Origin of the sequence: Alcanivorax sp. NBRC 101098 (assembly GCF_001010505.1) — a bacterium.
In the GTDB taxonomy this organism is placed as follows: Bacteria; Pseudomonadota; Gammaproteobacteria; order Pseudomonadales; family Alcanivoracaceae; genus Alcanivorax; species Alcanivorax borkumensis.
In genome coordinates this window covers 772229-791809 of the sequence record NZ_AP014613.1, presented here as the reverse complement: position 1 = coordinate 791809, position 19581 = coordinate 772229, and the positions used below count along the sequence as shown (strand labels likewise).

Here is a 19581-nt window from a genome sequence, read left to right as displayed (position 1 = left end):
TTAGAGGATCTTTAGCAGCCTCGCACCACCCTTCGCCTCAACATCCAGCCAGTGAAAAGAGGAGCCGCAAATGTCAATCGCATTAGTAAAAGAACAAATTCAAGAATTTTTGGCGGATGACACGCCCGAGGTGCTGGCAATTCGTGGAGACTGGGGAGTAGGTAAAACCTTTACTTGGAATACCTTTCTTACTGCTGCCGCAGAATCACAGTCTGTCTCACTTGACAACTACTCATACGTATCCTTGTTTGGCATCAATTCACTTGAAAATTTTAAGTTTTCAATTTTCGAACAGGTAGTTGATGTTAAGGAAATAAACCATAAACCAAGCCTAGAATCCTTCAGGAAAAGCACGGAAAAAATCAGTAAATCACTGGGAAGGAAGGCCGTTCGCACAATTCAAGGCCTCCCTTATGCCAAAGACCTTTCCCCTGTTTTTGAGGCCATATCCTTTCTATCTTTAAGAAAAACACTTATTTGCATTGATGACATTGAAAGAAAAGGTGATTCATTAAAAATAAAGGACATACTAGGCTTAGTCTCTTTACTCAAAGAACAAAAAGACTGCAAAATAGTTTTGATATTAAACAACAAATCGTTATGTGATAACGAAGAAAACGAGCTTAACAAATATCGAGAAAAGGTTATCGACATTGATCTCGTTTTTTCCCCTTCAGCGAAAGAGTCTGCCCAAATCGCCATACCTGAATCCATACCAAACAGCGAACAAATATCAGAACTCACAACAAAACTGAACATAAACAACATACGAATTATCAGAAAGATCCTCAGGCTAGCAGAAAAGCTTCCCTCAATACTTTCCGACTATGAACCGGGGGTAATAAATCAGGGGCTTCACAGCTTAATATTATTTTCATATTCATATTACCAAGGAGGGAACCCCGACGTTCCTCCATTCGACTACATAAAGAATATAGGCGGAAAACTCTGGGGCATCGGGAACGACAAAGCGACAGCAGAAGAAGTCGCATGGAATGACTTTCTGTCAGGCTACTCGTTAAAAGATATAGATGCATTCGATCTTGAAATAGCCAAAGCTGTTGAAAAGGGAGTTTTCAACAAGCCTACCCTAAAAAAAGAAGCAGAAAAAATTAACGAAAAATTTATAGCCCGAAAATCAGAAGCCTCAATATCAAAAGCCTGGAATAAATATCACTTCACATTCGAAGACAATGAATCAGATTTGATCGACTCCTTACTTAACAGCTTTAAGACGAACCCCCAGCATATAAGCGTATTAAACCTTAACGGAACCGTTGATTTACTTAGAGACCTTGGCTACAACAAAGAAGCCAACGAAATCATCGAGCTATACATAGCCGAATTTCAAGACAAAAGAGAAACCTTCGATCTAGACACGACCCCTTTTTCAGAAAGGGTAAATGACAAGACCCTGCTTCAAAGATTCAAAGAGGAACACGAGAAAATCAACGATGACAGAGATCCAGATCAAGTCCTTGATACTTTCGTAAATAACAACGCTTGGAAAAGAGAAGACATAATACTTTTATCACGGGCAACGGCCGAGCAGTACTACAAAATTTTTAAAAAAACAAAAGGCGAGAAATTACCAAGCTATATCCGAGCCTGCCTTCGCTTTGAGCGAATCGCTAACATTGGTGATAACGAGAAAGTGATAGCCCAAAATGCCCGCCAAGCTCTAACCAGAATAGCAAAAGAGAGCAAACTAAATGCACTTCGAGCAAAACGGTTTGGAATCAGCCTCAATACAGATCCCCCTGAAAGCCAATAAGTGTAGTGATCTAATGAATCCGGACACCAACTTAGGTAGTAAAATTATCACCTTAAGCGAGGTGTCAGATGACCAGGAAATGACGTTCCTTTACTCCTGAGTTCAAGCCCGCTTGGTGCTAGATCAAGGTTATACTTTACCCAAGGCCAGAGCATTGCCCAATTTACTCACTGGGCCCCATTTCTGAATTCTCCTTTCGACTCTTCCATAGGCACAGATAAGCGCGCTATAGTCCATAAATATACTGAAAACTATATATTCATACGCAAGCAAAGCGTGCTATTCGCAGCTATTCAGCGTTTTGGAAGTTCTGAATTATGCTATCTAATTCAAGTAGTTGCGCGATCTGTGCTTTTTATTATGGCAAGAACTGCGATTTACCTATGGCAAGAAATCGCTAAGTTATTGTTTTTACTAGAGGTGGAGTGATACCTCTAATGGCAACTCACAAGTGTGTGAGTTGCCATTAGAGAGGGCACGTTTGCCATTAGACGGTAACGTGCCCTCTTTTTATATCAGTAACTTACAGATTTCTTGCCATTAGAGGATCGTTCGCAGCCGCAAACGCGCAACTAAACGCCCTCACACTTCACCTCAGCAACGCTCCGCCACAATCTACACAGCGCACCTCTTGCCCCTTCATTACTGCCTGTGTCCACGATTAGCTGTAACCCCCCCCCGAAAATTAATCAAGGTTTTGAGTAGAGAATTTTACTTTGATCGCACAAGGAGCGAATAATGAAGAAGTCTCGATTTTCCGACAGCCAGATTCTGGCGATTCAGCTTGAATGAAGGGCAAGAAGGAGAAAGAGGAGCGCCACCGGATGGTGGCGCTGGGCGTTTTGCTCAGCTTACAAAGATTTGGTGCAGAAGTAGAAATCCTTGCAGTCGTATTCACCTGACTCTACACGGGCGTTGGCCGCTTGCGCGGTCTTGGCCGGCGGGACGATGACCTTGTCTCCTGGCTGCCAACCTTCCGGGGTGGCGATGCCGTTTTCATCACTGGTTTGCAGTGCTTCTAGCAGGCGCAGGAATTCGGGAATGGAGCGACCATTACTCATCGGGTAATAAACCATGGCACGCAGGATGCCATTAGGGTCGATGATAAAGGTGGCGCGCACGGCAGAGGTATCCGCTGCGCCCGGATGGATCATTCCGTAAGCATTGGCCACTTCCATCTTCAGGTCTTCAATGATCGGGAAAGGGATCTCCACACCGAAGTTCTGTTTGATATTGCGTATCCAGGCAATGTGCGAGTGGATGCTGCCGATAGACAAGCCAAGCAGTTCACCGTTGCGCTTGGCAAATTCTGGGGCGGCCTTGGCAAAGGCCATGAATTCGGTGGTGCACACCGGGGTAAAGTCCGCCGGGCGGGAAAATAGCACCAACCACTTACCACGATAATCTGCCAGGGTTCTCTGGCCATCGGTGGTCAGTGCGTTGAAATTGGGGGCCGGTTCATTGATCTGCGGCAGGCCGCGGGTTTGCTGTACTGGGGCTTCCATTGGTCTCTCTCCTTGCATTAAAAGCGGGGGACCGGGCTTGCAGAAAAAGCATAAAAGGGAGACCGTATTCCTGAAATATATATTCTTATATGGTTTAGATATATAAACCCTGTCGCTCACTTTTAATCTGAATGTAGGCCGACACCAGCAAGGCAACAATCAAGCGAGACGACAACAGGAAAAAGGAGTCAGTGATGAAACGGACACGGGTAACGGGGTTGGCGTTAATGCTCATGGCTGGCCCTTGCGTTGCTGATGCGCTCACGGACAGGGAAGAGGCGCGCCAGGCCAGCATGGCTCTGGGCGGGGCACTCAAACAGGCATTGATAGCGTCCATGAAGGAAGGGGGACCGCTGGCGGCCATTGACGTGTGCAATCTGTCCGCCATGCCGATTACCGAACAGGTGAGTGAACAGAGCCAGTGGGCTGTGGCCCGCACCAGTCTGAAGATTCGCAACCCGGATAATGCCCCGGATGCCTGGGAGCGCGAACAGCTTGAAGCCTTCCAGGCACAACTGGATGCCGGAGCCTCGCCGGATTCCCTGGAGGTGCTGCAGACTGAATACCGTGACGGTAAGCCAGTGCAGCGATACATGAAACCGATCATGGTTCAAGGGCCCTGCCTCGCCTGCCATGGCAGTCAGCTGTCCGCCGAGGTGACGCAGGCACTGGATACCCATTATCCGCAGGACCAAGCCCGGGGGTACCAGACCGGTGAGTTACGCGGTGCCTTTACTCTGGAGCGTCCGCTTCCCTGACCTGGCCTGCGGTAATTTAAGGGGGCTGGCCTGAATGGCACTGAGTTAACTCCAAGCCGTTCATGCTACTGATCGATTTCCTCCCCGTTGCTTTGGAGGATGGCCATTCTTGCGTATATCGACGTGTGGCTCATGTCTGAACGCGTCAATAGTGGTGTCGGCTTTGTCCTTCATTTGATCGCTCTTGGCTCAATGTGCCAGGCGTTTTTCATCTCACCAACCAGCATTCCCCCTTTCACGCTGGTGCGCATTAAAGCCAAGTGGCTTTAGCGTTCTAACAGCAGGAATGCTTCTGTGGGTCGATTTACAGATAGCGAAAAATTGATCACTTTTCTTAATATTAAAACTAAATACATTCCATTCTGTAAATACGGTGATAGGCCCCTATGTCCACGATCCGCAGCCTGAAAGACGGACTCAACCTTGAACTCTTCAAGCTAACCCTTGCTACTCAAATACCGTGGTGATTGCCATTTTGTTGCCTGAACGGAGCCTCGGAAACTCGTGGTAATTCAAACGACGGCAGAAGGTGTAGCCCCAGGTAAGCAACCACCAAAGAACGCAGCGTCGCCTGCGAAGATCCCGAGACCTTTCATCACAAGCGCTCAAAATTTCAGCAGTTTCGGGGAAATGCCGTTTGTTTTACGTGATCATCATTGGCAACATGGAGACGAGCCCGTACCAAGGCTCATTCCAACCGCAGGAGGCTTCGCATGAGCGATTACGACGACAGAGATGATTACCAGCAAGAAGCCGAAGATCTGTTGGAGACGATTGAGCAGGTGGAAGAAACCCTGACAGTCATGTCTAAAGTGGTCGGGCAACTGAAAGAGCAAGTGGCATCACACCTAGACCCGAACACGATAGAAATGAGCGCCGAGGAATTCCTCGATCAATGTGAAAATTTAGAAGGAACTTGGCACTAGCGCTAATTCAACGCGCTTTGCGCAGAGCGCCGACCCCGCGCTCTGCGCAAACGGGGGCTACATGGCTGACCTTGGCCGCTCCGCCTGCCCGCTCGGGTAGCGGCGCACCCCTCCCACCCACGTGCCTAGCACCTGAATCTCCCTCCAGTCACCAATGGCTTCCCGTGGATCCCGGTCCATCCAAACCAAGTCCGCACGCATTCCTGGGCGCAACTGCCCCACCTGATCGGCCACCCCAAGCTGTTTAGCCGCATCCACTGTCACCGCTTGCAACGCCCGCTCCACGCCTACTGCCTGTGCCGGGCCCAACAAAGCGCCAGAGGCGGTCTTGCGTTCAACCGCGTTCCACACCAGCTGCAACGGCTCAAACGGTACCATTGGGGAATCTGCATGCAGGGTAAAGCGCAAGCCGGCTTGTGCCGCTTGTGCCAGCGGACTTACCTGCCGTGCCGGCTCCTGCCCCGGGAAAATATCCTGGTGGCGATCGCCCCAGTAAGACATATCGACATTGAAGAAAGAAGGAATCACATCCAGCGCCACCATTCTTTGCAGCTGCTCCGGGGTGGCCATTTGCACATGAATCAACACCGGCCGCACTCGCACCTGCGGGCAGGCCGATCGTGCACCGGCGATAGCATTCAAGCTCTGATCAATGGAGGCATGGCCATTGGCATGCACGGCCACCTGCCGGCCCTGGCAATGAAACTGTTGCACCTGATCATTAAGCGCCTGCTGAGATAACGCGCCCCCCCCCAAATCGTCCTCTGGGGAATCATCCGGCAACGAATAATACGGCGAGCCGAAAAAACCACTGTAGCCTTGCAGCGAACCCTCGCTGACCAGTTTCACCGGCCCCAGGTGAATACGATCGCCCTCCGGAATGTCGAGTTTCCCAGACTGTCGCTGTTGTTCCGCTTCCGTGTTAGGCCAGAGACTCAAGCGCAGCGGAATCAGCCCGAACTGTAGCGCCGGTTCCAAAGCTCGAATCGCTGCCGGGTCTGCCAATCCATTCTGCGCAAAAGTAATGCCACGGGACAGATAGATATGCGATGCCCGGGACAACACCTTCAAAAGGTCCATGCTTGCCAACGCCAATGCCTTGCTACGCACTGGATAAAACGCCGCTTCTGCTAGCAAGCCATTGAGCCGCCCGGTTTCATCGCGCCCATAAAAACCACCGGTAGGATCTGTGACATCTTCCTTGATCCCCATACTGCTCAGCGCGGCGGAATTAACGACCCCAAAATGCCCGGAGCGATGCATCACCACAATCGGTCGCGTCTCGCTTACTGAATCCAACTCCGAGCGGGTGGGGTAACGTTGCTCACCGATAGCCGTGTGGTCAAAACCGTAGGCAAGCAGCACCCCTTCTGAGCGACGCTGCGCCAAAAGACTCAAGCGCTCCAGCAAAGTGTCTATGCTGTGTAAATCGCCAATGGGAGGACTGTTAGCATCCACCGCCACTGCCGATAACCCTTCACCGGGGAAATATCCATGCGCTTCAATAAACCCGGGCATTAGCGTGCCGCCCTCCAAATCGATCACCATCACATCGCGGCTGACCTGCTGACGCAACACTTCGGCCTCACCCAACGCAACGATTTCACCATGCTTAACTAGCATCGCGTCTGCTACTGGCTGCTGCGGGTCCATGGTCAGCACCGTACCATTGAAGAACAGTTGGGCCGCCGGCGCCGGCGGATTAAACCAACGATGAACCCCTACCGCGGTTAAGATCAGCAAGGCGATCACCACCACCACAACCCACAACCCAGCTTTCTTCATCGCTCTCTCTCTCAATGCTGGCCGGTGCATTTAGCCACCCACAAGCCTTCACTCATTAAGGGCAGACTCTGCCCTTCTCCACCGCGGAGAACAAGCTTGCTGTCTCTAAGGCCAAAACCCCTTCTGCTTTCATCACCTTTTTCAATCAGACAGATTCGTTAACCCCATACCGGCTTGCCTCTTCAGCGCGCTATAGTGAAGCCGAACCTAGAGCCGCCGCACCTTTTATGTGCATTATATATGCACCATAACAAAGAAAAAGCGGCATCATCTTTGCATCACACGCGGTAATAATTTTATCGCCACGCATCGTGGAACCCGGCAAGGCCGCAAGCCAAAAACGGGACAAACTGGAGACAAAGAGTCATGAAAGCATCGGATTTGTTCGTTCGCGCCCTGGAAGCAGAAGGGGTTGAACATGTGTTTGCCATTCCCGGTGAAGAGAACCTCGATTTGCTGGAGTCCCTGCGCGGCTCCAACATTGAGCTGGTGATCACCCGCCACGAACAGGCCGCCGGCTTCATGGCATCCACCTACGGTCGACTCACCGGCAAAGCCGGGGTTTGTATGTCCACCTTGGGTCCCGGTGCCACTAACTTGGTTACTGCTGCCGCCTACGCCCAGCTCGGAGCCATGCCCATGGTCATGATCACTGGCCAAAAGCCGATCAAAACCAGCAAGCAAGGCCAGTTCCAAATCATCGACGTGGTCGACATGATGCGCCCACTCACCAAGTTCACTAAACAAGTTGTCAGTGGCGACTCCATCCCCACCCGTATCCGCGAATCGTTCCGCCTGGCCCAAGAAGAGCGCCCTGGGGCTACTCACCTGGAACTGCCGGAAGATATTGCCCGCGAACACTCCACCATGCCGGTAACGGAACCCAGTGCTACCCGCCGGCCTATCGCTGAAGACAAGGCCATCTGCAAGGCCATCGAGGCAATTAAGGGTGCTCGCAAACCGCTGCTGCTGGCCGGGGCCGGTGCCAACCGTAAGCTGACCAGTAAAATGCTGCGCCAGTTCGTGGAGAAGCTGGGCATCCCGGTGATCACCACCCAGATGGGTAAAGGCGTGGTTGATGAAACCGGCCCACACTTCCTGGGTAACACAGCCTTGTCCTCCGGCGACTTCGTGCATCGCGCCATCGACCAGGCCGACCTGATCATCAACGTGGGCCACGACGTGGTGGAAAAGCCGCCCTTCTTTATGCGCCCCGGCGGGGCCGAAGTGGTTCACATCAACTTCAACTCCGCCCAGGTAGACCCGGTCTACTTTCCCCAAATTGAAGTGGTCGGCGACATTGCCAACAGCCTGTGGCAGCTTAAAGAACGCTTGGCCCCCCAAGAACATTGGAGCTTCTCGGATTTCCACCGTATCCGCGATGCGCTGCAAAAACACATCCATGAAGGCATACAGGACGATAGCTTCCCGATCCGCCCGCAACGCCTGGTGGACGAGATACGCAAGATCATGCCGGAAGACGGGATCCTGACCCTAGATAACGGCATGTACAAAATCTGGTTTGCCCGTAACTACCCAGCGACCAAACCCAACACGGTACTGCTCGACAACGCCTTGGCGACCATGGGCGCCGGCCTTCCTTCTGGCATGGCCGCCAAAATGGTACACCCGGACCGTCGCGTGATGGCCATCGTCGGCGACGGCGGCTTCATGATGAATAGCCAAGAACTGGAAACTGCAGTACGCCTGAAGCTCGACATCGTAGTGCTGATTTTACGCGACGATGGCTACGGCATGATCAAGTGGAAGCAGAACGACATGGACTTCCAAGACTTCGGCCTGGACTTCCAGAACCCGGATTTTGTTGCCTATGCCCGTGCCTACGGCGCCAACGGCCACCGCGTGGAGTCCACTGCCGGACTGGGCCCGCTGGTGGAAGAGTGCTACCAACAGGGGGGCGTACACGTGATCGACTGCATGGTGGATTACCGCGACAACAGCCGTATCCTCAACCGGGAAATCCGCGAACTCAGCAGCAAGTTGTGAGCAACGCAGCACGCAATAAGCTTTTGCGTGCCCGTATGTTGCGTGTCCCATGCTAGCGAATCATAGATTGCCCCAACCTCATGGCCTCACTAACGCCATTAAGGAACCAACATGTTAAAAGACGCTTACCCGTACTACTTGGCCAACGAAGCTGTGTTCGCCAACCAAGATCTGGATGTTACCGACAAATACAGCGGTAACGTCGCCACCCGTGTCGCCATGGCGGATGCCGCCACTATCGACAAGGCCATCGACGCGGCCGACAAAGCCACCAAGCCCATGGCACAACTGGCCCCTTACGAACGCCAGGCGATTCTCTACCATTGCGTTAAGCGCTTTGAAGAGCGCTTTGAAGAACTGGCCCTAGCGCTGTGCATCGAAGCGGGCAAACCCATCAAGGACGCCCGTGGTGAAGTGGGCCGCCTGATCGACACTTTCCGAGTCGCCGCCGAAGAAGCTGTACGCATCGATGGCGAAATGCCGAACCTGGAAATTGCCGCCCGCGCCAAAGGCTACCGGGGCATGGTCAAGCGCGTGCCCATTGGCCCGTGCTCTTTTATTTCCCCGTTCAATTTCCCACTTAACCTGGCCGCCCATAAAGTGGCGCCGGCCATTGCTGCCGGCTGTCCCTTTGTCCTCAAACCGGCCAGCCGCACGCCCATTGGCGCCATCATCATTGGTGAAGTGCTGGCAGAAACCGACCTACCGAAAGGGGCGTTCTCCATCCTTCCCTGTCACCGTGAAGGCGCCGACCTGTTCACCACCGACGAGCGTTTCAAGCTGCTCAGCTTCACCGGCAGCCCAGACGTGGGCTGGGACCTGAAAGCCCGTGCCGGCAAGAAACCAGTCATTCTGGAACTGGGCGGCAACGCGGCGGTGATCGTGGATGAAGATGCCGATCTGGACGATGCCGTAGAGCGCATTACTTTCGGTGCCTTCTATCAGTCCGGACAAAGTTGCATCGGCGTACAACGCATATTGATTCACGATGCCATTTACGACGAACTAAAAACCCTTTTGGTAGAAAAAACGGCCAGCCTGACAATGGGGGACCCTAAAGATGAAGAAACCTTCATCGGCCCGGTGATTTCGGAAGGCGAAGCTACCCGATTGGAAAACTGGATCAATGAAGCCGTGGACGCCGGCGCTACCCTATTAGTGGGCGGCAAGCGCGAAGGCGCCATGCTCGAAGCCACCCTGCTGGAAAACGCCCCTAAAGGCAGCAACATCGTGGAAGAAGAGGCCTTCGGTCCTGTTGCCGTCATCAGCCGCTTCACCAATTTCGACGAAGCGCTGAACACCGTTAACGAGTCCAAATTCGGCTTGCAAGCCGGCATCTTCACCCGTGACCTGTACAAAGCCCACAAAGCCTGGGACGAACTGGAAGTGGGCGGTGTGGTGATCGGCGATGTGCCCAGCTGGCGCGTGGACAACATGCCCTACGGCGGCGTGAAAGACTCAGGCCTGGGCCGCGAAGGCATTCGCTGGGCCATCAATGACATGACTGAAGAGCGTTTACTGGTGATTCGTACCGCACCGTAAATTTCAAAGCGGCAGGCCTATTCACAGGCCTGCCGTCTTCTCCATCCCCCTCTTCTCTACCCGCTCAATCTCACTCAACTTCTGGCAAGTAGAAGGCTCTTAACTCAACCGGAAGCGGCACGGGGATTTCCGCTCAGCAAGCGTTTTCACACCACCGGCACCCCATCCATAACACACCTATAGTCAATGCGTGCAAGGGCACCCGAAACATTGCAGAAAGCCCTTAGCTGAAAACGAATCCCATTCATCACCAATTTCTGCCGCATTACCTGTAATTGATTTACCGCTTTTAACCTCGCTCATAAAGTCGAACCACCAAACCCAAAGCGTGACATATATCACAAAATTAATTTGTCACTTAACGACTCATTGGCAATGGATAAAAACATGAAAAAAACACTTACCGCTCTGGCTCTCGGCTCCACCTTAATGAGCACCGCAGTAATTACCTCTGCCGCTGAACTGACAGATAGCTTTGATGTACTGCTCAACCTGCAATCGTCCTGCACCCTAGACAGCACCACTGACCTGGATTTTGGCGACCAAACCGATGCCGACGTGGTAGCAGGCAACATTGATGCAGCCAACTCCGTGACGGTGACTTGCTCCAATGGTGCGGACTTCACCATCGGCCTGACAAATGGCGCCAATTTCGGCGATGGCCCTGTGGCCACAGAGCGCGCCATGAAGTCTGCCAACGCCTCCTATGTCAGCTATCAAATTTTCCAGGACTCCGGCAGAACCACCGCCTGGACCGACACGGACGATGTTGCTTTCAATGGCACCGGCGCCTCCCAGAACATTGATATTTATGGTCGCATCCCGGCTCAGACACCGACCATTGATGCCGCTGACACCTTCAATGCCACGGGCCTAGCACTCACCGATACCGTCACCGTAACGCTGACTTACTGATGCCTCTTCCCCGCTGCCCTTGGCGGCGGGGGAAAAAGGAAAGGCGCTCCGTGAATAGCAGCGATGACAGGATCTGTTCCCCCCTGCCTGCCTGTATGCTTAGCGCAGCCTTTAAGGCCGCGGCATTACTGGCTCTATTATCCGTCTCATCCGTCATTCATGCCCAAAGCTCACCCCTTGAGCGGGCAGCAAATGAATCGCAGGTCGTCCGCCTTTCCAGCGCGTACTCCCCATCCGACATTGTCCGATTACGCGCCCAGGCCAGAGGCCAAGGAGGCAATACCTATGTGGCCTACCCTCAGTTAATCCTCAACGGTCGGCCCACCGCTTACATGCTCCCTGTACAGGTATACGGTGAAGAGCTGACCATTGATACTCAAGCTCTGGCTTCTCAGGGAGTCACCTTTCCCGCCCAAGCAAGCAGCAAGCAATGGCAAACGCTAGGGCAACTTAATATTACTGGTCACTACGACAACAGCGCCCAGCAAATCAGCCTGGTAGTGCCTGCTAATTGGCTTCCCCAACAAACGCTGGAAGTAGGGTTTTCTCTGGTTAACTCACCGGTGCAACGTGGCCAAGGTATACTGATTAATTACGATGCATACAGCTCTTGGCTGGATAACGGTGAACAAACCCTCTCTGCTGCCCATGAGCTGCGCGCTTTCGATGATTGGGGAGTGGTCAGCTCCAGCGGGGTGGTGCGCTGGAGTGATAGCGCCCCTGATAACGGCGATTACATCCGCCTAGACAGTTACTGGCGCTATACAGACCCGAACCACATGCGCACCTACATGGTGGGCGACACCATCAGTGACGCGCTAACCTGGTCGCCCTCAATTCGCTTGGGCGGGGTACAGATCGGCAGAAATTTTTCCTCTCGCCCGGACTTGATCACCTTCCCCCTGCCACAGATCCATGGCTCTGCAACGCTGCCCTCGGCACTGGAGGTGTTCGTCAACGACCTTCGCCTGTCGGACCAAACCGTGCAGCCAGGCCCTTTTGTTGTTGAAACATCGCCTATGGTCACCGGCTTTGGCGAAGTGCAAGTGGTGACCACCGATACACTAGGAAGAGAAACCGCGCAAACCGTGCCTTTTTATGTCAGCCCAAAACTTTTGAAGAAGGGCTATTGGGATTACTCCGCCAGCCTGGGCGCCCCCCGGCGCTTTTACGGGCAGCGCGCCAACGACTATGACAACCAGGTCGTGGCAACCGGTGTGGCGCGCTATGGTTTCAACAACACTCTGACCCTGGAAAGCACCCTGAACGCCAGCGGCACATTGACTAACGGCGGCGCCGGCATGGTGATCCGTTCCGGCTTGCTTGGGGTATCAAACCTATCTATTGCCCACGGCAGCGATAACGACGATCAGGGAAACCAGTGGGTTGCTGGTCATGAATTTCGCACACAACGTTACAGTATCAGCGGCCAATACACCGAGCGCACCCGTGGCTACAAAGATTTATCCAACAGCATCGACCTGCGCATACCTATTAAGAGCAGCACACAATTGAACGGCAGCGTCAGCTTCGGGCAACAAGGAAACCTGAACGTAAGCTACCTAGAAACCCGACTTTTCAACGGCCCCGACACCCGGTTTCTAGTACTGGGCCATAGCCGAAGCCTGTGGCAGCAACTTTCACTGACCTTGAGCGTTAACCAAAACCTGGAAGCCTCCAGCGACAGAACCTGGCTGGCCGGCTTTACCTACCGCCTGGACAAGCCCAGCGACCGACCGATTCAGGCCGGGGCGCGCATTAACCACAACGAAAAAACCGAAAAAACCGAAACACTGCTCACATTGCGCCAGCATGTGCGGGATTTCTGGGATCTTGGCTGGGACTTGGCCTATAGTCCCGACGCCAACGGTACCCGCCAGGCAAGAGGCCGCTGGTGGACTCCCTATGGCGACATTCAGGCTGGGGTGTATGGTCAGGATGGCGAGAACAATAGCTTTGCCAGCCTAAGTGGTTCACTGGTCTCCAACTACCAAGACCTGTTCGCCGCGAACACCATGAACAACAGCTTTGCCATCGTCGATACCGGTGGCTATGCCGGCATACCGGTGCGCCAGTCGAATCGCGTGATCGGCAAAACCAATCACAAAGGCAGGTTGCTACTACCTGACATCATTCCCTTTACTGAAAACGAGCTCGCCATCGATATTGATGACCTACCGGTGGATGCACAAAGTGGTGCCAGGACGCTAACCATCAAACCCGCAGAGCTTACCGGGGTAACCGCCCGGTTTGACATTGCCCGGCAGAACAGTGCCATTGTGGTGATTCATAACGCCCAGGGGAAACCTGTTCCGGCAGGAGCCAAAGCCCTGCTGGCAGACGCAGACGCCACAGTTGTGGGCTATGATGGGGAGGTATTCTTGCAGGGCATAACCGAAGGTAAAAATGAAATAGACATCATTAGCAACGGCGAATTATGTACGGTGATATTCAACTTCGCCGCAAAGCCGGGCACCCTGCCTCGACTTGGCCCTTATCAATGTTTGCCACCGTCAGCGCGTTAAAAAGGACTGTGTACCATGAAGATATTTACCAAGGCGCTATTTCTCTCTCTATTCACGCTGTTACCTTCTGCTGCGCTGTGTGGCCAGCTCACCGTTTCGCCCCTAATCATGAAGATGTCTCCATCGCAGCCTAATGCCGCCTATAAACTCAAGAACGGTTCGTCCCAAGACGGCTTTTACCAAATCCAGCTTTTTGCTTGGGAACAAGGAGACGATGGAGAAAACCGCTTGCTACAACAAGACGATCTGATCATCACTCCCCCGGTGACCCTTATTCCAGGTAACGAAGAGCAACTAGTCAGAGTAATCCAGAAAAACCCGCAACCATCCGATAGTGAGAAGAGCTACCGTCTGGTCATCAGTGAAGTGCCGGACACCGAGTCCGATCAAGGAGCCAACCTCAAAGTTCTGCTGCGCATGTCCTTGCCGCTATTTGTTGGCACACCAGAACAAAATCATACTCTTAGCGTGTCGCTCCAGGATGGCACCCTACGCATACGCAACACAGGAACCGCCCACGCGCGAGTATCAAATGCCTACTGGCAAGCCCCCAACCAAGATAAGAAGTTTGCTATCCAAGAGGGCCTTGTGGGTTATGTGCTGCCTGGCAGGGAATTGCTCCTCCCAATTGAAACCGTTCCAGCAGAGAGCACCGTTGCCTCTTTTTCAGCATCAATCAATGGAACCCCATTCACCCTCTTGGTGAAGGATAGCCCGAAATGAAACGGTTAATGTTGGCGCTCTTTTTCCTGATAGCACCACTTAAATTGCTCGCGGCTATTCAGTGCAGTATTGATAACTCACCAACCCTTGATTTTGGTGCTACGGATCCGTTCATGGCCGGCCCCCTCAACGCCAACACCCAGATCCAGTGGTCATGTTCTCGGGGGATTGGAGTTCTTGAGAGCATCCCTTTTAAAATGTGCATTTATGTGGCTGCAGACAACGATGGCGGCATCCTTCCACGCAACCTCAGGCCGGCCAATCCTGGCCCGGCCATCCCTTTTAATGTTTACACTTTGCTTGTCGGCGGTACCATTATCCAGCCATCGACAAACGCCATTGAAGTTCAAGTAGACATGTCCAGAGCTTTCCAGTATTCAGACAGCGACACTGTCAATATTTTCGGAATTGTCCCCGGCCCACTGCCCGGCAATGCCCTTGCAGGCGAAAACAGAGCCAGTATGGTAAATTCACAGGTCACCCGCATCGGCACCAATCAGTCATGTAACACTACTAGCGGTTTACCGCTGACGAACTACACTCTGAATGCAAATCTAGCCATCCAGAACCAATGCAGCATAACCGCCAATGACCTAAATTTTGGCACCCAAAGTTCACCTCTGCCACAGACGGACAGTGACACGTTTATTGATGTGCGCTGCACCAATACCAGCCCGTTTACGGTCGGGTTAAGCGACGGACTGAACCCCTCCGGCGGCTCGCGAAGAATGCGCGACGGCAGCCAGTTCGTCAGCTACGGTCTGTTCCAGGACGCCGCCAGAAGCATTCCCTGGGACAGCACCACAAATCGCAAAGGGGCCACGGGGCTTGGCACTAGCACCAGTATCATGATGAGTGTATTTGGCCGCATTCCCGCCGCCCCCTCCACCCCTCCGGGTAATTACACGGATACCATCACCGTAGACATTGAGTTTTAGCAAGCCTATGAACATCCCTTGCATGCTCAGTCTCTCAAACCGATTCGCAATCGGTGCTCATTCAGGGCACAGAAGGCGCATTTTTGAGGGCATGCCGGTTGCCTATGGAGAAAGGCAACAATGAGAGAACTAGCCTGAAAGGCTCGAAGGGCGCAGCTTTCCATAAACGGCATCTGGATGTTCATCTTTTCATACTGACTTACACAAATAACGTGATTACGCCGTATTCTTTTGCCTGAACCCATCCTATAATCAAGAAACTATGGCGTGTATGGGTGTGGTATCAAATGAGTACATCTCTAGGCCTGTTAACAGGCGCGATTACCAGCCTGCTGGACCCGCAGGAAGTGGCACAGCCACGTTACCAGCCAACAGTGGAAACCACCTGGCAAATCCAACTGCAAGGCGCCACCAATACCGGTTACCAAGCCGACCTGTATATACTCGATCTATTCGACACCCCGCAATCCGTCATCACTGACCTGCAGGCCAGCGGTCGTAAGGTAATCTGCTACTTCTCGGCGGGCACCTATGAAGAATGGCGAGAAGATGAAGGGCGTTTCACTGCGGCAGACAAAGGAGGCCAGCTGGACAACTGGCCCGGCGAACGCTGGTTGAATACCCGCTCTACCAATGTCCGCAGCATCATGGTGGATCGCCTAACACTGGCGGCGGAGAAAGGTTGCGACGGAGTAGACCCAGACAACGTTGATGGTTACAGCAACCAAACCGGCTTTCCCCTCACCTATGACAGCCAGCTGGATTACAATCGTTTCTTGTTTAACCAGGCTCAATCCATGGGCCTGGCGGTATCACTGAAAAACGACGTGGAACAGGTCGCAGACCTGATCGACTATGTAGATTTTGCAGTGAACGAATCCTGTCACGAATGGCAAGAATGCCACCGGCTATTGCCATTCGTGGAGGCCGGCAAACCAGTGTTTCATATCGACTATATCTACAGTCAAGACCCCGATGGCCATGCCATCCATTGTCAACATATGGGCAGCTTGGGCTATCGCTCGCTGACCCTGCCAGTGGCGCTGGACGACAGTTACCGCTTTAGCTGCGACTAACTCGCCCCGCAAAACACACCATCAGATACTAAGACTACTCCCGGCAACGTGGGCTGCTACACTGCCATTTCGCCCATTCGGAATGCAGTGTTATGCATGACACCCTGACACTTACTGTGGTCCTACTCAGCAGCGCGGTGGTAGCCGTGGTGCTTTTTCGCCGTCTGGGCATGCCGCCCATTCTTGCCTACCTGCTGTCCGGTCTGGCCGCTGGGCCATTCGGCTTTGGCTGGATCAACGATGTGGAAGGCATTCAGCATCTGGCGGAATTCGGCATCGTCTTTTTGCTGTTCACCCTGGGGCTGGAATTTTCCATCCCCCGCCTGTTGACCTTGCGCCGCATTGTGTTTGGCGCCGGGCCACTGCAAGTGGTTCTGACCGCAGCGGCGGTATTCGCGGTGATGCGCCTGTTGGGTTTTCAGCCCATGACCGCCGGGATTACCGCCGGGGCCCTGGCACTGTCCTCCACCGCCATTGTGATCCGTGACCTGATCGGCCGTGGCGCCGTAAATACCGGTTACGGACGAGCCTCCACCGGCATCCTGCTGTTTCAGGATCTGGCGGCGGTGATCATGCTGGTGATGCTCCCCGTGATCAGCACCAGCAACGGCAACGCCCTGTGGACCATGACCGGTATCACCCTGGGAAAATCCCTTCTGCTGTTTGCCGGCATTTACGTGGTGGGCAAATGGATACTGCCACGACTGCTGGAAGAAACCGGCCGCACCCGCTCCGATGAAGTCTTTGTGATGACCGCCCTGTTACTGGCACTGGTGGCCGCCTGGGTCACTCACTTGATGGGTCTATCCATGGCGCTAGGCGCTTTTCTGGCTGGCATGATGTTGGGGGAAAGCCATTTTCGCCACCAGATCGAAGCAGACCTGCGCCCCTTCCGCGATCTGCTGCTGGGGCTATTTTTTATCAGTGTGGGCATGCTGGTAGACCCAAACCTGTTCGCCGAGCAATGGCACTGGATCATCCTCGCGGCCGTGTCCCTAATGCTGTTCAAGGCGGTGCTAATCTTTGCCTTGCTACGCCTGTTGGGTGAACCCACCGACACCGCGACTCGTAGTGGCCTGGTTTTATCCCAGTGTGGCGAGTTCGGCTTTGTACTGGTGGCCCTGGCGGTGTCGCATCAGGTTATGTCACCGGGGAAAGCCGGTCTACTGGTTTCTATTACCGTGCTGACCATGGCGGTAACCCCGGGGCTGCTGCAACACAGCGGCAAACTGAGCCGCCGCCTGCTACGCCCCTGGATGGACATCCCCAAAGACAGCCCGGTCTCCGACGATATCACCGGCCATGTCATCCTGTGCGGCTACGGCCGGGTAGGTCAGAATCTGATGCGTTACCTGAACCGTTTCCATCTCAAAGGCGTGGCGGTAGACATGGATCTGGTGCGCCTGCAGGAAGCCAGCGCCGCCGGGGAACATATCCTGTTCGGCGACGCCAGCCGCAAGGATATCCTTGAGCGCGCCGGCATTCATCGTGCCCGCCTGTTGGTGGTGACCTTTGATGATGCCCGTCTGGCAGAGCGTATCATCCATAGCTGCCGGGACCTGAATAGCAAGGTGCGGGTTCTGGTGCGTACCCGCGATGACACCCACCTGGACACACTCACCGCCGCCGGCGCCGCCGAGGTAGTTCCCGAAGTGCTGGAAGCCTCCCTGATGCTGGTGGCCCACGCCCTGATGATGCTAGACGTACCTTTTGAAAGGGTGCTTGCAATGCTGCGCAAAACCCGCCGTGATCGTTACCGCATGCTGCAGGGCTATTACCATGGCGACTCTTTTCCCACCAGCGACAGCGCCGGCAAACCCTACCGGCTACTGCACGCGGTGACCTTGAGCGATAAAGCCCGCAGCATTGGCTTGAGCATCCATGATTGCGCCTTGCGGGATGTGGAAATCCGCGCAGTAAAACGCAATGAACAAACCCGGGAAAGACCGGACGACACCTTGCGGCTGGAGCAGGGAGACACAGTGATTCTCTATGGCCCCCTGGAAGCTGTGGAAGCCGCCGAAGTCCGCTTGCTGGGAGGCTAAACCCACAAACTGAACAAGACTAGCGGCTGCCTCTCTGCGGGCCAGTGCACTTGCGGGCAGCCTCGCAATACAACAAGCTAACCAACAACTATTTGATCAATAAAATAGACCCGATAGCCCCGGATAATGGCATAGACAGCCTGTCATCGTGGCGGACGCCAGTATCGGCTTTTTTCAGGGGAAATAGCCCATGTCTTCCAGACCCATTAGCTGATCCATGCTCAGGAAAAATCGCAACCATCGGCCCCACAGGCACCATCGCTTAGCCACGACGAGCTGCACCGCTTCAACCAGTTAGTGAGCACGCTCTATGGCTGCCCGCATTCCAGCCTCGGCAGATGATGTAGGCTGAACCTTCGGCTATCCGGAAGGTTTTGAGGGGAGGCTCATCCACCGAGACCTGCCAGAGCGGGATGAAGCTCTAGCTCGCTACACTGCGCTGCCACCCTGACAATTCGATTCCCTCCTCCACGGTGATCCCGACAAGAACATTCTCGACATGCTCAGCGCAGAAAGTCACCCTTGGGCAGAATCCGTGGGCATAGGTGACAGCGCTGACATGTTGGTCATGCCAACAAAACGATAGCAATAGAGCGTAACGGCGTGCTTGCCGAACTGTTCCGCTACGACAGCAACATGTAACCGAATCTGCGTAAGCTGCAATCCATGTTCCACTGCACCCCGGACGAAGCCAGCATTGCAGCCGAATTAATCCACGGCCTCAATGCCACTAAAATCGCAGATAAGAATGGCATCTCTATTCACACAGCTCGCCAGCACATCAAAGATTTGCTATCCAAAAACGGGTACCGAAAACAGACAGAACTAGTCCCCATGCTGGTCAGAGCCCTTTCATAGGCAACAAATTTGCGGCCAAACAAGAGCATTGTCAAAAAAAGGAACGCTTGTTCAGTTTTTCCTTACCGAGCTTCCTTATCCACAGCATCTTGTGAACATTTACACACAAATACTGTGGAGGGCTCGTTCTCATGCGAGCCACATCAGCGCAAAACGACAATATGCACTTCCCAGCGCAATCTGGTCAGGCGTCAAACTAGCAGC

13 protein-coding genes are annotated in these 19581 nt (G+C 53.6%); 11 read left to right on the top strand and 2 right to left on the bottom strand.

Features of this window, described 5'->3' with window-relative positions; genetic code table 11:
- The first annotated feature begins 70 nt into the window (after positions 1-70).
- Positions 71-1774: a hypothetical protein gene (locus AS19_RS03660; RefSeq protein WP_011587994.1), complete on the top strand. Its 1704-nt coding sequence runs from the start codon at positions 71-73 to the stop codon at positions 1772-1774.
- Positions 1775-2625: 851 nt separating this feature from the next.
- Here AS19_RS03660 and AS19_RS03655 read toward each other — a convergent pair.
- Complete coding sequence (locus tag AS19_RS03655) at positions 2626-3279, bottom strand: peroxiredoxin (protein ID WP_011587993.1); 654 nt, start codon at positions 3277-3279, stop codon at positions 2626-2628.
- Positions 3280-3473: 194 nt separating this feature from the next.
- On the opposite strand from AS19_RS03655, the gene AS19_RS03650 reads away from it, so the two are divergent.
- Entirely contained in the window at positions 3474-4037 is a 564-nt protein-coding gene (locus AS19_RS03650) for a DUF3365 domain-containing protein (RefSeq protein ID WP_041704891.1), read from the top strand.
- Between the two features lie 713 nt (positions 4038-4750).
- Entirely contained in the window at positions 4751-4963 is a 213-nt protein-coding gene (locus tag AS19_RS03645; RefSeq protein ID WP_011587991.1) for a hypothetical protein, read from the top strand.
- A 57-nt stretch (positions 4964-5020) separates the two neighbouring features.
- On the opposite strand, the gene AS19_RS03640 is transcribed toward AS19_RS03645, so the two are convergent.
- On the bottom strand, positions 5021-6748 hold the full coding sequence (locus tag AS19_RS03640) for an amidohydrolase (protein ID WP_041704888.1): 1728 nt from the start codon (positions 6746-6748) through the stop codon (positions 5021-5023).
- 366 nt (positions 6749-7114) lie between these two features.
- Between AS19_RS03640 and AS19_RS03635 the strand changes: the two genes are divergently transcribed.
- From AS19_RS03635 to AS19_RS03600, 8 genes are all read left to right on the top strand, one after another.
- Entirely contained in the window at positions 7115-8755 is a 1641-nt protein-coding gene (locus AS19_RS03635; RefSeq protein WP_011587989.1) for an acetolactate synthase large subunit, read from the top strand.
- Between the two features lie 111 nt (positions 8756-8866).
- A complete protein-coding gene (locus tag AS19_RS03630; RefSeq protein ID WP_011587988.1) occupies positions 8867-10297 on the top strand; it encodes an aldehyde dehydrogenase family protein in 1431 nt (476 codons plus the stop codon).
- A gap of 387 nt (positions 10298-10684) precedes the next feature.
- Positions 10685-11212 carry a spore coat U domain-containing protein gene (locus AS19_RS03625; RefSeq protein ID WP_050731498.1) on the top strand — a complete coding sequence of 176 codons (528 nt, stop codon included), beginning with the start codon at positions 10685-10687 and terminating at the stop codon, positions 11210-11212.
- 50 nt (positions 11213-11262) lie between these two features.
- Positions 11263-13737, top strand: coding sequence for a fimbria/pilus outer membrane usher protein (locus tag AS19_RS03620; RefSeq protein ID WP_158299160.1), 2475 nt, complete (start codon positions 11263-11265; stop codon positions 13735-13737).
- 15 nt (positions 13738-13752) lie between these two features.
- Entirely contained in the window at positions 13753-14460 is a 708-nt protein-coding gene (locus tag AS19_RS03615; RefSeq protein ID WP_011587985.1) for a molecular chaperone, read from the top strand.
- Positions 14457-15398 carry a spore coat U domain-containing protein gene (locus AS19_RS03610; protein WP_011587984.1) on the top strand — a complete coding sequence of 314 codons (942 nt, stop codon included), beginning with the start codon at positions 14457-14459 and terminating at the stop codon, positions 15396-15398. The genes AS19_RS03615 and AS19_RS03610 overlap by 4 nt, the downstream gene beginning before the upstream one ends.
- Before the next feature lie 287 nt (positions 15399-15685).
- Positions 15686-16474, top strand: a complete 789-nt coding sequence (locus AS19_RS03605; protein ID WP_011587983.1) for an endo alpha-1,4 polygalactosaminidase — start codon at positions 15686-15688, stop codon at positions 16472-16474.
- 92 nt (positions 16475-16566) lie between these two features.
- Positions 16567-18519: a monovalent cation:proton antiporter-2 (CPA2) family protein gene (locus tag AS19_RS03600; RefSeq protein ID WP_011587982.1), complete on the top strand. Its 1953-nt coding sequence runs from the start codon at positions 16567-16569 to the stop codon at positions 18517-18519.
- Positions 18520-19581 lie beyond the last annotated feature (1062 nt).

What these genes read in the sequence shown, in the direction of transcription:
- AS19_RS03610 (WP_011587984.1), top strand. Translation starts at nt 14,457, where the DNA reads ATGAAACGGTTAATGTTGGCGCTCTTTTTCCTGATAGCACCACTTAAA.
- AS19_RS03630 (WP_011587988.1), top strand. Translation starts at nt 8,867, where the DNA reads ATGTTAAAAGACGCTTACCCGTACTACTTGGCCAACGAAGCTGTGTTC.
- AS19_RS03655 (WP_011587993.1), bottom strand. Translation starts at nt 3,279, where the DNA reads ATGGAAGCCCCAGTACAGCAAACCCGCGGCCTGCCGCAGATCAATGAA.
- AS19_RS03650 (WP_041704891.1), top strand. Translation starts at nt 3,474, where the DNA reads ATGAAACGGACACGGGTAACGGGGTTGGCGTTAATGCTCATGGCTGGC.
- AS19_RS03615 (WP_011587985.1), top strand. Translation starts at nt 13,753, where the DNA reads ATGAAGATATTTACCAAGGCGCTATTTCTCTCTCTATTCACGCTGTTA.
- AS19_RS03645 (WP_011587991.1), top strand. Translation starts at nt 4,751, where the DNA reads ATGAGCGATTACGACGACAGAGATGATTACCAGCAAGAAGCCGAAGAT.
- AS19_RS03660 (WP_011587994.1), top strand. Translation starts at nt 71, where the DNA reads ATGTCAATCGCATTAGTAAAAGAACAAATTCAAGAATTTTTGGCGGAT.
- AS19_RS03600 (WP_011587982.1), top strand. Translation starts at nt 16,567, where the DNA reads ATGCATGACACCCTGACACTTACTGTGGTCCTACTCAGCAGCGCGGTG.
- AS19_RS03635 (WP_011587989.1), top strand. Translation starts at nt 7,115, where the DNA reads ATGAAAGCATCGGATTTGTTCGTTCGCGCCCTGGAAGCAGAAGGGGTT.
- AS19_RS03640 (WP_041704888.1), bottom strand. Translation starts at nt 6,748, where the DNA reads ATGAAGAAAGCTGGGTTGTGGGTTGTGGTGGTGGTGATCGCCTTGCTG.
- AS19_RS03605 (WP_011587983.1), top strand. Translation starts at nt 15,686, where the DNA reads ATGAGTACATCTCTAGGCCTGTTAACAGGCGCGATTACCAGCCTGCTG.
- AS19_RS03625 (WP_050731498.1), top strand. Translation starts at nt 10,685, where the DNA reads ATGAAAAAAACACTTACCGCTCTGGCTCTCGGCTCCACCTTAATGAGC.